This is a genomic window from Mycobacterium colombiense (assembly GCF_001665835.1).
Lineage (GTDB): Bacteria > Actinomycetota > Actinomycetes > Mycobacteriales > Mycobacteriaceae > Mycobacterium > Mycobacterium colombiense_A.
Genome location: NZ_LZSX01000062.1, coordinates 1 through 13381 on the forward strand (window position 1 = coordinate 1; position 13381 = coordinate 13381).

The window sequence follows — 13381 nt, forward strand, 5'->3', positions numbered from 1 at the left end:
ACTGGTGGTGGTACGAACCCTTCCAACCCCAACCACCACCGACAAACAACTAGCTTGGCGACCGGGACCGGTCACTGCCGGCGATGCGAAGCTTAAACACGTTGAGGCATTAACACATTCGCTCGCGCTGCCGGCTGCCTACCGCGTCGTGGACATCGGGGTCGATGGTGAGCAATTGTGGACACTCGAGCGTCAACACATGAAGCTCTCCACGACGAGATCGATGGCTGGGTCGCGGGCCGCATCGGCGTGACAGATAACCACTGCAGAGAACGGCGGGTACCGCCGATCAACGCAGCATCGTGGCGACGATCCCGGCGAGGTACCCCAGCCGGGCGACCTCCGACGGCCGGAATTCGGGGCCGGGACGGCCGAGCACCACCGCGGTGTGCGGGTCGCCCAACGGGGCCGCGACCATCGTCACGTCCATGTCGCGCCACGCTTTCGGCACCCACTCGGCGCTGCTGTCCAGCGTGACGGCCCGCTCGATCGGCAGCCACGGGGCCGAGTCCGCCTTGGTCTCCGGAGCGCCCGGACTGACGGCCAGGCGCTGCAGCTCCCCGTCCGCGCTGCGCAACACCGTGCACCAACTCACGCGCAGCACCTTGGGCGCCTCGTTGGCGAGGACCTGCAGTCGTGCCCCCTTGCCCTCGGCCGCGGCCACGTGGTCGAGGAGCTCGAGCTCGCGATGCGCCTCCAGCAGACCGGTGTGCGGGCGCACGCTGTCCACCCGGACGCCGGACAGGGACTCGGCGGCGGTGATCAGCGTGTCCGGCATGGCCCCCGGCGGCAGTTCGATCACCAGGTCGTCGGTCGCGTAACCCGCGCTGCGGTCCACGACGTCGAGCGACAAGATGTCGGCCCCCACCGAACCGAGCGCGACCGCCAGCGACCCCAGGCTGCCTGGCCGGTCGATGAGCTCGATGCGCAACAGATAGGAGGGCACGGCCAACACTGTTGCACAGGGACGTGTCGACGGCATTTCGGATTGACCCGGCCGCACGATGACCAACGGCGTGCAGCGGCCCGCGCCTTCGCGGCTAGGCTTTCCAGTCGTGTCCCAGATCTCCCGCGACGAGGTAGCGCACCTGGCCCGGCTGTCCCGGCTCGCGCTGACCGACAGCGAACTCGACAGCTTCGCCGGCCAGCTCGGCGCCATCCTGACCCACGTCAGCCAGGTGCAGGCGGTCGACGTCACCGGCGTCGAAGCGACCGGCAACCCACTCAAGGACGTCAACGTCACCCGGCCGGACGAGTCGACACCGTGCCTGACCCAGGCCGAGGCGCTAGCCGAGGCGCCCGCGGCCGTCGATGGCCGCTTCGCGGTCCCGCAGATCCTGGGGGACAGCGAGTGAACGAGGTCATCCGGTCCGACGCCGCGACGCTGGCTGCGCGGATCGCCGCCAAAGAGCTGTCGTCGGTCGAAGTCACCCAGGCGTGCCTGGACCAGATCGAGGCGACCGACGACCGCTACCACGCCTTCCTGCACGTGGCGGCCGACGAGGCGCTGGGCGCGGCCGCCGTCGTCGGCGCGGCGGTGGCCGCCGGCGAGCGGCTGCCGTCGCCGCTGGCCGGGGTCCCGCTGGCGCTCAAGGACGTCTTCACCACGGTCGACATGCCCACCACGTGCGGGTCCAAGATCCTGCAGGGCTGGCGTTCCCCGTATGACGCCACCGTGACGTCGCGGCTGCGCGCCGCCGGGATCCCGATCCTGGGCAAGACCAACATGGACGAGTTCGCGATGGGCAGCTCGACCGAGAACTCCGCCTACGGACCCACCCGCAACCCGTGGGACGTCGACCGGGTGCCCGGCGGCTCCGGCGGCGGCAGCGCGGCGGCGCTGGCCGCGTTCCAGGCGCCGCTGGCGATCGGGTCCGACACCGGCGGCTCCATCCGCCAGCCCGCCGCACTCACCTCGACCGTCGGCGTCAAGCCCACCTACGGCACGGTGTCGCGCTACGGCCTGGTGGCGTGCGCGTCGTCGCTGGATCAGGGCGGACCGTGCGCGCGCACGGTCCTGGACACCGCGCTGTTGCATCACGTGATCGCCGGGCACGACACCCTGGACTCCACGTCGGTGAAGGCGGCGGTACCCGACGTCGTCGCCGCCGCCAAGGCCGGCGCGGCCGGTGACCTCAAGGGCGTGCGCGTCGGAGTGGTCAAGCAGCTGCGCGGCGAGGGCTACCAGCCCGGGGTGCTGAATGCTTTCGAGGCCGCCGTCAAGCAGCTGACAGCCCTGGGCGCCGAGGTGTGCGAGGTCGACTGCCCGCACTTCGAGTACGCGCTGGCCGCCTACTACCTGATCCTGCCGTCGGAGGTGTCGAGCAACCTGGCCCGCTTCGACGCGATGCGTTACGGGCTGCGGGTCGGTGACGACGGCAGCCACAGCGCCGAGGAAGTGATGGCGATGACGCGGGCCGCCGGCTTCGGGCCGGAGGTCAAGCGGCGCATCATGATCGGCACCTACGCGCTGTCGGCCGGTTATTACGACGCTTATTACAACCAGGCCCAGAAGGTGCGCACCCTGATCGCCCGCGACCTGGACGAGGCCTATCGCTCGGTGGACGTGGTGGTGTCGCCCGCGACCCCGACCACCGCGTTCCGGCTGGGCGAGAAGGTCGACGACCCGCTGGCGATGTATCTGTTCGACCTGTGCACGCTGCCGCTGAATCTGGCCGGCCACTGCGGCATGTCGGTGCCGGCCGGTCTGTCGCCGGACGACGACCTGCCGGTCGGCCTGCAGATCATGGCGCCCGCCCTGGCCGACGACCGGCTGTACCGGGTTGGCGCCGCCTACGAGGCGGCCCGCGGACCGCTGCCGTCGGCGATCTAGGACAGCCCACGCTCGGGTTCCGGGCGATTTTGCGCTTGCTCGCGCCATGGAGCCGCCGCCCCAGGCAAAATGAGGGGATGCGGATCGGAGTGCTCACCGGGGGCGGCGACTGCCCCGGGCTCAACGCGGTCATCCGGGCAGTGGTGCGAACCTGCGACTCCCGGTACGGCTCGTCGGTCGTCGGATTCCAGGACGGTTGGCGCGGACTGCTGGAGAACCGGCGCATCCAGCTGCAGAACGACGATCGCAACGACCGCCTGCTGGCCAAGGGCGGAACCATGCTGGGCACCGCCCGGGTGCACCCCGAAAAGCTGCGGGCCGGGCTGAACCAGATCAAGCAGACCCTGGACGACAACGGGATCGACGTGCTGATCCCCATCGGCGGGGAAGGCACGCTGACGGCCGCGCACTGGCTCTCGGACGAGAACGTGCCCGTGGTCGGTGTGCCGAAGACCATCGACAATGACATCGATTGCACCGACGTGACTTTCGGCCACGACACCGCGTTGACCGTCGCCACCGAAGCCATCGACCGGCTGCACAGCACCGCCGAATCGCACCAGCGGGTGATGCTGGTCGAGGTGATGGGCCGCCACGCCGGCTGGATCGCGTTGAACGCGGGCCTGGCTTCGGGCGCGCACATGACCCTGATTCCCGAGCAGCCCTTCGATGTCGAAGAGGTCTGCCGACTCGTCAAAAGGCGCTTCCAGCGCGGGGATTCGCACTTCATCTGCGTGGTGGCCGAGGGTGCCAAGCCCATTCCCGGATCGATTGCGTTGCGGGAAGGTGGGATTGACGAATTCGGCCACGAGAAGTTCACCGGGGTGGCAGCCCAGCTCGGCGCCGAAGTGGAGAAGCGGATCAACAAGGACGTCCGGGTGACCGTGCTGGGCCACGTCCAGCGAGGCGGCACCCCGACGGCCTACGACCGGGTGCTGGCCACCCGGTTCGGGGTGAACGCGGCCGACGCCGCGCATGCCGGCGAATACGGCCAGATGGTGTCGCTGCGCGGGCAGGATATCGGCCGGGTGCCGCTGGCGGACGCGGTGCGTCAGCTCAAGCTGGTGCCGGAAAGCCGCTACGACGACGCCGCCGCATTCTTCGGTTAGCCGCGGCGCCAGGCAAACAACCGGTGGATCTGAGTGAACCGCGGCTTGAATTTGCCCGCTAATGATCCAGGTGGTTCGCAATTGCGACAATTTGGTGGTTTCCGGACCGGTCCTTCGGGGTTATACCGGGGGTATGAGCAACCGCGGTCCGATTCGCGGATTCGTTCAACGATCCGCTGTAGCGGCGGGACCACCCGGGCCGCCGAATCAGATGTCGGGTCCGCGCAGGCGGCGCGCCAACGGCGACCCCGCGGCGGCCACGGTGCCGCAGTCCCACGGTCCCAATCAGCCCATGGCCGGATCCCCACAACCTGCGCCGGCCGCGCCGCCGCCACCGCCGCGGGTGCCACCACCGCCTCGGCCCGAGCCGATGCTGGGCGCGACGGCGCTGGACCGCTTCGACGCGCAGGACACGGACGCCGCGGGGTTTAACTGGCGGCAGCTGCTTCATCGCGTCACCGGGATCGAGATCGGCCCGGGCAAAAGCACGGCCCACGAGAACGAGCTGCGGCAGCGCATCCGCGCGACCGTGGGTGGCGCCTTTCCGATCGCCGTGCTCAACCTCAAGGGTGGGGTCGGCAAGACGACGGTGGTGGAGGCACTGGGGTCGACGTTCGCCGCCGTGCGCGACGACCGGGTGCTTGCCCTCGACATCGACGCCGGCGACCTGGCGGAGCGCCACGGCCGGCGCAACCCGCACAGCATGGCCGACCTGCTGCACGGCAAGCCGGCGGCGCAATACGAGGACATCCGCGCGCTGACGTACATGAACGGCTTCGGGCTGGAAGTGCTCGGCTTGCCGGACTCCGACTGGCGTCTGGAGCGCCACGACATGCTGCGGGCCTTCTCGATGCTGCGAAATCAGTACTCGCTGCTGTTGGTCGACTGCGTCAAAACGCTCAATTCCGGTGTGATGGACGCCGTTCTACCGGAATCGCGCGCCCTGGTGGTGGTCACCAGCCCCGCCGTCGACGCGGTACGCAAAACCCGGGCGACGCTGGAGTGGTTGTGCCACAACGGGTATCAATCGTTGATGCAGTGGACCGTGCTGGCCGTCAATCATGTCGAGCCGGCCAAGGTCGACGGGGTGGCCGTCACCGAACTCGACCGGCTGTCCGCCCGCGTCGGCGCCACGGTGGTGTTGCCGTTCGACCGGCACGTGCACGATGGGCGAAAGATCGCGCTGGACCGGTTGAGCAAGGAGAGCCGGCGCAGTTACCTGGAGATGGCGGCCGTGCTGGCCGACATGTTCCCGGGCCGGGGCGGGCAGCGCGACCAATTCCCGGTGGCGCGATCACCGCGCACGGGCTGATACGAGCGCCAGTAGGTTTGATTGGTGGTGACCCGCTTCGCCCGGCTCCGCCGCGCTCGCGATCACCACTAGGTTGATTGGTGGTGACCCGCTTCGCCCGGCTCCGCCGCGCTCGCGATCACCACTAGGATCGAGCGCATGAGTGTTGCCGCCAGCGCCGATCTGATGGACTACGACGACGTCATCGCGCGTTTCGATCCGGTACTCGGCCTCGAGGTGCACGTCGAGCTGTCCACCGTCACCAAGATGTTCTGCGGCTGCAGCACCGCATTCGGCGCCGAACCCAACACGCAGGTCTGCCCGGTGTGCCTCGGCCTGCCCGGCTCGCTGCCCGTGCTCAACCAGTGCGCGGTCGAGTCGGCCATTCGCATCGGTTTGGCACTGAACTGCGAGATCGTGCCCTGGTGCCGCTTCGCCCGGAAGAACTACTTCTACCCGGACCAGCCGAAGAACTACCAGATTTCGCAGTACGACGAGCCCATCGCCATAAACGGCTACCTCGAGGCACCGCTTGAGGATGGGACCACCTGGCGGGTCGAGATCGAGCGCGCGCACATGGAGGAAGACACCGGCAAGCTCACCCACATCGGCAGCGAGACCGGCCGCATCCACGGCGCGACCACATCGTTGATCGACTACAACCGCGCCGGCGTGCCGTTGATCGAAATCGTCACCAAGCCCATCGAAGGCGCCGGCGCCCGGGCACCGCAGATCGCCCGCGCCTACGTGACGGCGTTACGAGACCTGTTGCGCGCCCTGGATGTATCCGACGTCCGGATGGACCAGGGCTCGATGCGGTGTGATTCCAACGTGTCGCTCAAGCCGACCGGTGCGAGCGAGTTCGGCACCCGGACCGAAACGAAGAACGTCAACTCGCTGAAAAGTGTTGAGGTCGCGGTGCGTTACGAAATGCAACGCCAAGCAGCCATCTTGGCGTCCGGCGGCCGAATCATCCAGGAAACCAGGCACTTTCACGAGGCGGGCGGCTACACGAGTCCGGGCCGCACCAAAGAGACAGCCGAAGACTACCGGTATTTCCCCGAGCCTGACCTGGAGCCCGTCGCGCCCAGTCGTGAGCTGGTCGACCGACTGCGTCAGACCATCCCCGAGCTGCCGTGGTTGAGCCGCAAGCGCATTCAGGACGAGTGGGGCATCTCCGACGAGGTGATGCGTGACCTGGTCAACGCCGGGGCGATCGAATTGGTCACCGCGACCATCGAGCACGGCGCGTCCAGCGAGCAGGCCCGCGCCTGGTGGGGAAACTTCCTGATGCAAAAGGCCAACGAGGCCAACGTGGCGCTGGACGAGCTCGCCATCACGCCCGCCCAGGTCGCCGCCGTTGTGGCGCTGGTCGACGAGGGCAAGCTGTCCACCAAACTGGCCCGCCAGGTCGTCGAGGGTGTGCTGGCCGGCGAGGGCGAGCCCGAAGTGGTGATGACCGCCCGCGGTTTGGCGCTGGTGCGCGACGACTCGGTGACGCAGGCCGCCGTCGACGAGGCGCTGGCCGCCAATCCCGATGTGGCAGAAAAGATCCGAGGCGGCAAGGTGGCCGCGGCCGGCGCGATCGTGGGCGCGGTGATGAAGGCCACCCGCGGCCAGGCCGACGCCGCCCGGGTGCGCGAATTGGTGTTGGCCGCCTGCGGCCAGGGCTAGCGCCGGGTTGATCGACCGTCATCACGGCGGCGAGGCCGTCAGCTCTTGTCGTCGCTGTTGCGTGGGAATCCGCCGCCCTGCGGGAAGAGCGGGAACACCACGTCGTCCAGCTTCTCGGCGTCCCCGGCCGTCTTGTTAACCGTTGCGCCCCAGACGTTTCCATCCGGCGACATGCGCAGCGCCCAGGCGTGCGCGTGGGTGTCCTTGCGGACGACGTCGGGCTGACCGGTGACGGCGCCGGTGGCCGGCGCCAGCCGGACCGCGACCGTCAGCTTGGTGTTGATCAGGTTGACCAGCACGGTCCCGTCCATCGCCGCGCATCCGGCCACGCCCGGCTTGTCCGGCCAGGTCCACACCGTGGAGACGTCCGACGTTTTGGTGATGCGCTGCAAGCGATCTGCCGTCGGGGTGCGGTCGGCGACATACAGTGAGCCGTCCACCGGGTCGGTGCACAGGCCGCCGCCGGCGCCCACCCCGGACAGCGCCGTCGTCGGCGGCGCCTGGCCCACGGTGGTGGGCTGCTCGATCCGCAGCACCTTGCCGGCCAGCGATTTGGGGTCGGCGGCCAGCGCCGGGTTGCCCGCGTCGCCGGTCATCACGACCAGCGTGGTGGGGCTGGTGAAGATCAACGCCCCGGTGTTCCCCGTGGCGCCCTTGGGGATTCCGGTCAGGATGTCCTTGGGGATGTCGCCGTCGGCTACGCGGATGACCCGGTTGTCGGTCGGCGTGCTGATGTAGGCGTACATCAGGCGGTCCTGCGTGTAGGTGGGCGACATGACGATGTCCATCAGGCCGCCATCCCCGGACGGGTCGACCGGGATCACCGTCTTCACCTTCGGCTCGGCGCTGACGGAGATCTCCTTGACCGCGCCGGTGGCGCGTTCGGCGACGAGCGCGGTTTTGCTGTCGGGGCCCATGATCAGGCCGCTGGTGCTCTCCAGGCAGCCCTGCATGACCCCGGGAGCGGGACAGGCCTTGGGAAACGGCGTGGGCGGCAGCGGCGGCGGCGGGGGAGGCGTCGAGCTGGGCTGCGGCTTCAACTCGGGGGCGGTGGTGAACGGCTGCGACTGGGCGTCGTTGAAGCGCGCGCACCCGCTCGTTACGAGCATGAGGGCGCACAGCGCGGCGAACCCGCGCCGAACCGACCGCCCCGATCGCCCTAGTCGCATGACCGTCAGGCTACGGACACTGCCAGCGGCGCCGCCACACACGTCCCCGTTGCCGGCCGCCGAATACTCGACCACGACCGCTTCCGACCGGCTCTGGCGGACGGGTGAATGCCGCGCGGCGGGCCCCCGAAACGGACTCGGGAGGCGATTTGGGGCCAATCCGGGACGGTTTGACGGGCAAACCACCGATTGCCAGGCGAAAGCGCCGCTCAAATCCCCAATTCGGGGGCCGGATGCCCTTACCCTGACACCCGTGACCAGTCAACCGAATGACGCACATTGGCAACGGCCCGGCGAATCGCCGGAGCCGACCCCGGGACGCCCCGCCTCGGCGCGGCTGGTCGATCCCGAAGATGATCTGACGCCGGTCGGCTACCCCGGCGACTTCAACCCGTCGACCGGGACCACCACCGTCATTCCCTACGGCGGCGCCCCCGCGGTCGCCGGCTCCGGGGCCGGTGGCTACAACCTGCTGGAACAGCAGGAGCCCTTGCCTTACGTCCAGCCGAATTCGCCGACCCGGCACGCCGCCCCCGAGTCCGCCGGCATCGACGACGACGATGAACACCACGACCGGTTGCACGACGTCGGCCGCCGCGGAACGCAGCATCTCGGTTTGCTGCTGCTGCGCGTCGGGCTGGGCGTGGTGCTCGGCGCCCATGGGCTGCAGAAGCTGTTCGGCTGGTGGGGCGGCTCCGGGGTGACGGGGTTCAAGAACTCACTGTCCGACGTCGGCTACCAGCACGCCGACATCCTTGCCTACGTGAGCGCCGGCGGCGAGGCCGTCGCGGGCGTGCTGCTGATCCTGGGCCTGTTCACGCCGGTGGCAGCGGCCGGTGCGCTGGCGTTTCTGATCAACGGGCTGCTGGCCAGCGTCTCGGCGCGGCCGCACACCCGCACCTTCTCGTTCTTCCTGCCCGAGGGGCACGAATACCAGATCACCTTGATCGTCATGGCCGCCGCGGTCGTGCTGTGCGGACCCGGCCGCTACGGTCTGGACGCGCGGCGCGGTTGGGCGCATCGGCCCTTCATCGGGTCCTTCGTCGCCCTGCTGGCCGGCATCGCGGCCGGTGTCGGGGTGTGGGTGGCCCTCAACGGCGTGAACCCGATCGGCTGACCGGCCTTCTCACTGGTAGGGGTTGGGCACCCGCCCCGCGCTGGCCTCGGTCAGCTCGGGCAGCGTGGAGAACGTGACCGCGGGTAACCGCAGGTCGGCGCCGCTCTTGAGGTGCGCGCGTCCCCACGAACCGCGGTGGAAACGCAGCCCGTCGATGTCGTCCCAGCGCACCCGCTGGCTGCCGAAAAGCGTCCGAGCGGTCACGCCCTGGTCGTCGGCGACGGTGCGCAATCGGACGATCATGGCGGACAGCAGCACCGGAAGGATCAGCAGCGGGAGCGACGGCGGCCACAGCATCACCGGAATCAGCAATCCCAAGGTCAGGAACCCGACGGCCAGATGCGCTATCGGCGACACCTTGATCACGACGGGCGCTGCGGGGGGCGTTTGGGGAGACGAACCGGTTGCCACCCCACCATCATTTCACCCGGCCCCTGGGCTCGGTCCCGCGAGCGCCCGCCCGGCGGCGCCGTCGCCGACCCTGCTGATGACCGGGGCGCCGAAGGTCACAGATTTGACTGCTGAGCTGTGCGAAGGCTACCGTCGGACGCTATGAATACCGCCGGAAAGCCCGGGATGCTCGTAGTAATTAGTCAGCGCGTTGGTGCCTGACTTGCTCTTCAGCATGTGAAGCAATCCAGCACCAGCGCGCAACCCTCGTGCAGCCGATGAGCTGTCGGGGGTTTTTTGTTGCCCCAGCGAGATTCCCGGAATGAATAAGGACTGAACGACAGTGAGCGCTCCCATCAGGCAGCACGCCTCCGCGACACCGGACGCTGCCAACATCGCCACGGACGCGGTCAAGCCCGCCGCAAAGTCTGCGGCCGACAAGCCGAAACGCATTGGGCCCGAGCAACTTACCGGCGCACAGTCGGTGATCCGCTCGCTGGAAGAACTCGGCGTAGAGGTCATCTTCGGCATCCCCGGCGGCGCGGTGCTGCCGGTCTATGACCCGCTGTTCGACTCGAAGAAGCTGCGCCACGTGCTGGTCCGCCACGAGCAGGGCGCCGGCCACGCCGCCAGCGGCTACGCGCACGCCACCGGCAAGGTCGGCGTCTGCATGGCGACGTCGGGACCCGGCGCCACCAACCTGGTGACCCCGCTGGCCGACGCCCAGATGGACTCGATACCCGTCGTCGCCGTCACCGGCCAGGTCGGGCGCGCGCTGATCGGAACCGATGCCTTCCAGGAAGCCGACATCTCGGGCATCACGATGCCGATCACCAAGCACAACTTCCTGGTCCGCTCGGGCAACGAGATCCCGCAGGTGCTCGCCGAGGCGTTCCACATCGCCTCTTCGGGCCGCCCCGGCGCGGTGCTCGTCGACATCCCCAAGGACGTGCTGCAGGGCCAGTGCACGTTCAGCTGGCCGCCGCGGATGGATCTGCCCGGGTACAAGCCGAACACCAAGCCGCACAGCCGGCAGATCCGCGAGGCCGCCAAGCTGATCGCGGCCGCCCGCAAGCCGGTGCTCTACGTGGGCGGCGGGGTCATCCGCGGTGACGCAACCCAGCAGCTGCACGAGCTGGCCGAGCTGACCGGCATCCCCGTGGTGACCACGCTGATGGCGCGCGGCGCTTTCCCGGACAGCCATCCGCAGCACATGGGCATGCCCGGCATGCACGGCACCGTCGCCGCGGTGGCGGCGCTGCAGCGCAGCGACCTGCTGATCGCGCTGGGAACCCGCTTCGATGACCGGGTGACCGGGAAGCTGGACACGTTCGCCCCCGAAGCGAAGGTCATCCACGCCGACATCGACCCCGCCGAGATCGGCAAGAACCGCCACGCGGACGTGCCGATCGTCGGCGACGTCAAAGCCGTCATCATCGAGCTGCTCGAGTTGCTGCGCCAGGACGGGATTCCCGGCAAGCTCAAAATGACCGAGTGGTGGGCCTACCTGAACGAGGTTCAGTCCACCTACCCGCTGAGCTACGGTCCGCAGAGCGACGGCAGCCTCGGCCCGGAATACGTCATCGAGAAGCTGGGCCAGATCGCCGGTCCGGACGCCCTGTACGTCGCCGGCGTCGGCCAGCACCAGATGTGGGCGGCCCAATTCATCTCGTACGAGAAGCCGCGCACCTGGCTCAACTCCGGCGGGCTGGGCACCATGGGGTATGCCATCCCGGCGGCCATGGGCGCCAAGATGGCCCGCCCGGACGCCGAGGTGTGGGCGATCGACGGCGACGGCTGCTTCCAGATGACCAACCAGGAGCTGGCCACCTGCGCGATCGAGGGCGTGCCGATCAAGGTGGCGCTGATCAACAACGGCAACCTGGGCATGGTGCGCCAATGGCAGACACTGTTCTACCAGGAGCGGTACTCGCAGACCAACCTGGCCACGCACTCGCACCGCATTCCCGACTTCGTGAAGCTGGCGGAGGCGTTGGGTTGCGTCGGATTGCGTTGCGAGCGTGAGGAAGACGTCGAGGACGTGATCAACCAGGCGCGGGCGATCAACGACCGCCCGGTGGTGATCGACTTCATCGTCGGGGCCGACGCGCAGGTGTGGCCGATGGTGGCCGCCGGCACCAGCAATGACGAGATTCAGGCGGCCCGCGGAATCCGCCCGCTGTTCGACGACGAGAGCGAAGGGCACGCCTGATGCACACGCACACCCTGTCGGTGCTGGTCGAGGACAAACCCGGCGTGCTCGCCCGCGTGGCGGCGCTGTTCTCGCGGCGCGGGTTCAACATCGAATCGCTGGCCGTCGGTGCCACCGAGCAGAAGGACATGTCGCGGATGACCATCGTGGTCTCCGCCGAGGAGACCCCGCTCGAGCAGATCACCAAGCAGCTCAACAAGTTGATCAACGTCATCAAGATCGTCGAGCTCGACGACGACAACTCGGTGTCCCGGGAATTGGCGATGATCAAGGTGCGCGCCGACGCCGGCATCCGCAGTCAGGTGATCGAAGCGGTGAACCTGTTCCGCGCCAAGGTGATTGACGTGTCGCCGGAGGCGCTCACGATCGAGGCGACGGGTGACCGCGGCAAGATCGAGGCGCTGCTGCGGGTCCTGGAACCCTTCGGGATCCGCGAAATCGTCCAATCCGGAGTGGTGTCGCTGGCCCGCGGTCCGCGCGGAATCGGCACCGCCAAATAAGTTTTCAGCGCAAACAAGAAGGAGATAGTGAAGTGGCTAACCCGTCTGGGGAGACATTGCCGATGTTCTACGACGACGATGCGGACCTGACGATCATCCAGGGTCGCAAGGTCGGTGTCATCGGCTACGGCAGCCAGGGACACGCGCACTCGCTGAGCCTGCGCGACTCCGGCGTGCAGGTGAAGGTGGGCCTCAAGGAGGGTTCGAAGTCGCGGGCCAAGGTGCAAGAACAGGGCCTTGACGTCGACACCCCGGCCGAGGTCGCCAAGTGGGCCGACGTCATCATGCTGCTGGCGCCCGACACCGCGCAGGCCGACATCTTCAAGAACGACATCGAACCCAACCTCAAGGATGGGGACGCGTTGTTCTTCGGCCACGGCCTCAACATCCACTTCGACCTGATCAAGCCGCCGGCCAACGTCACCATCGCCATGGTGGCACCGAAGGGCCCGGGGCACCTGGTGCGTCGGCAGTTCGTCGACGGCAAGGGTGTGCCCGCGCTGATCGCCGTCGACCAGGACCCGAACGGCGACGGCGAGGCGCTGGCCCTGTCCTACGCCAAGGCCATCGGCGGCACCCGCGCCGGTGTCATCAAAACCACCTTCAAGGACGAGACCGAGACCGACCTGTTCGGTGAGCAGGCCGTGTTGTGCGGTGGCACAGAGGAATTGGTGAAGACCGGTTTCGATGTGATGGTCGAGGCAGGCTACCCGCCGGAGATGGCCTACTTCGAGGTGCTGCACGAGCTCAAGCTGATCGTCGACCTGATGTACGAGGGTGGCATCGCGCGGATGAACTACTCGGTGTCCGACACCGCGGAATTCGGCGGCTACCTTTCGGGTCCGCGCGTCATCGACGCCGGCACCAAGGAGCGGATGCGAGAGATCCTGCGCGACATCCAGAGCGGCGACTTCACCAAGAAGCTGGTCGCCAACGTCGAGGGCGGCAACAAGCAACTCGAGCAGCTACGCAAGGAGAACGCCGAGCACCCCATCGAGGTGACCGGCAAGAAGCTGCGCGACCTGATGAGCTGGGTCGACCGGCCGATCACCGAAACGGCCTAGCGTTTTCGCGTCGAGCGTGCAC

The 13381-nt window shown here is 68.2% G+C and carries 13 protein-coding genes; 10 read left to right on the plus strand and 3 right to left on the minus strand.

The features are described 5' to 3' along the window. A partial coding sequence (locus tag A5760_RS27320; RefSeq protein WP_231122617.1) for a hypothetical protein occupies nt 1–253 on the plus strand: 253 nt, incomplete at its 5' end. A 36-nt stretch (nt 254–289) separates the two neighbouring features. On the opposite strand, the gene A5760_RS11760 is transcribed toward A5760_RS27320, so the two are convergent. Further along, nucleotides 290–946 (minus strand): amino acid-binding protein, encoded by a 657-nt coding sequence (locus A5760_RS11760; RefSeq protein ID WP_155764306.1) that lies wholly within the window; start codon nt 944–946, stop codon nt 290–292. Nucleotides 947–1055: 109 nt separating this feature from the next. Between A5760_RS11760 and gatC the strand changes: the two genes are divergently transcribed. From gatC to gatB, 5 genes are all read left to right on the plus strand, one after another. After that, nucleotides 1056–1355 carry an Asp-tRNA(Asn)/Glu-tRNA(Gln) amidotransferase subunit GatC gene (gene gatC / locus A5760_RS11765; protein ID WP_064880951.1) on the plus strand — a complete coding sequence of 100 codons (300 nt, stop codon included), beginning with the start codon at nt 1056–1058 and terminating at the stop codon, nt 1353–1355. Continuing rightward, nucleotides 1352–2833 carry an Asp-tRNA(Asn)/Glu-tRNA(Gln) amidotransferase subunit GatA gene (gatA, locus tag A5760_RS11770; RefSeq protein WP_064880854.1) on the plus strand — a complete coding sequence of 494 codons (1482 nt, stop codon included), beginning with the start codon at nt 1352–1354 and terminating at the stop codon, nt 2831–2833. Before gatC ends, gatA begins: the two co-directional genes overlap by 4 nt. A 77-nt stretch (nt 2834–2910) precedes the next feature. Next, entirely contained in the window at nt 2911–3942 is a 1032-nt protein-coding gene (locus A5760_RS11775) for an ATP-dependent 6-phosphofructokinase (RefSeq protein ID WP_064880856.1), read from the plus strand. A gap of 292 nt (nt 3943–4234) precedes the next feature. Next, entirely contained in the window at nt 4235–5254 is a 1020-nt protein-coding gene (locus A5760_RS11780) for a MinD/ParA family ATP-binding protein (protein WP_231122618.1), read from the plus strand. Between the two features lie 138 nt (nt 5255–5392). Next, entirely contained in the window at nt 5393–6907 is a 1515-nt protein-coding gene (gene gatB, locus A5760_RS11785; RefSeq protein ID WP_064880860.1) for an Asp-tRNA(Asn)/Glu-tRNA(Gln) amidotransferase subunit GatB, read from the plus strand. A 38-nt stretch (nt 6908–6945) separates the two neighbouring features. Here gatB and A5760_RS11790 read toward each other — a convergent pair whose 3' ends face one another. Further along, on the minus strand, nt 6946–8076 hold the full coding sequence (locus A5760_RS11790) for a PQQ-dependent sugar dehydrogenase (protein WP_082279444.1): 1131 nt from the start codon (nt 8074–8076) through the stop codon (nt 6946–6948). Between the two features lie 253 nt (nt 8077–8329). Here A5760_RS11790 and A5760_RS11795 point away from each other — a divergent pair, with 253 nt between their 5' ends. Then, on the plus strand, nt 8330–9193 hold the full coding sequence (locus A5760_RS11795) for a DoxX family protein (protein WP_064880864.1): 864 nt from the start codon (nt 8330–8332) through the stop codon (nt 9191–9193). Nucleotides 9194–9202: 9 nt separating this feature from the next. Here the strand turns inward: A5760_RS11795 and A5760_RS11800 are convergent, their stop codons facing one another. Next, nucleotides 9203–9559, minus strand: a complete 357-nt coding sequence (locus tag A5760_RS11800; protein ID WP_064880866.1) for a PH domain-containing protein — start codon at nt 9557–9559, stop codon at nt 9203–9205. Nucleotides 9560–9926: 367 nt separating this feature from the next. Between A5760_RS11800 and A5760_RS11805 the strand changes: the two genes are divergently transcribed. The 3 genes from A5760_RS11805 (at nt 9927) to ilvC (ending at nt 13359) form a co-directional block, all read left to right on the plus strand. Next, nucleotides 9927–11795: an acetolactate synthase large subunit gene (locus A5760_RS11805; protein WP_064880867.1), complete on the plus strand. Its 1869-nt coding sequence runs from the start codon at nt 9927–9929 to the stop codon at nt 11793–11795. Further along, entirely contained in the window at nt 11795–12295 is a 501-nt protein-coding gene (ilvN, locus tag A5760_RS11810) for an acetolactate synthase small subunit (RefSeq protein ID WP_064880870.1), read from the plus strand. Before A5760_RS11805 ends, ilvN begins: the two co-directional genes overlap by 1 nt. A gap of 62 nt (nt 12296–12357) precedes the next feature. Continuing rightward, a complete protein-coding gene (gene ilvC / locus A5760_RS11815; protein ID WP_064880872.1) occupies nt 12358–13359 on the plus strand; it encodes a ketol-acid reductoisomerase in 1002 nt (333 codons plus the stop codon). The last annotated feature ends 22 nt before the right edge of the window (nt 13360–13381 follow it).

Excerpts from the sequence above, each read along its gene's own strand:
- A5760_RS11790 (WP_082279444.1), bottom strand. The coding sequence starts at position 8,076 with ATGCGACTAGGGCGATCGGGGCGGTCGGTTCGGCGCGGGTTCGCCGCG.
- A5760_RS11775 (WP_064880856.1), top strand. The coding sequence starts at position 2,911 with ATGCGGATCGGAGTGCTCACCGGGGGCGGCGACTGCCCCGGGCTCAAC.
- gatB (WP_064880860.1), top strand. The coding sequence starts at position 5,393 with ATGAGTGTTGCCGCCAGCGCCGATCTGATGGACTACGACGACGTCATC.
- ilvC (WP_064880872.1), top strand. The coding sequence starts at position 12,358 with ATGTTCTACGACGACGATGCGGACCTGACGATCATCCAGGGTCGCAAG.
- ilvN (WP_064880870.1), top strand. The coding sequence starts at position 11,795 with ATGCACACGCACACCCTGTCGGTGCTGGTCGAGGACAAACCCGGCGTG.
- A5760_RS11780 (WP_231122618.1), top strand. The coding sequence starts at position 4,235 with ATGGCCGGATCCCCACAACCTGCGCCGGCCGCGCCGCCGCCACCGCCG.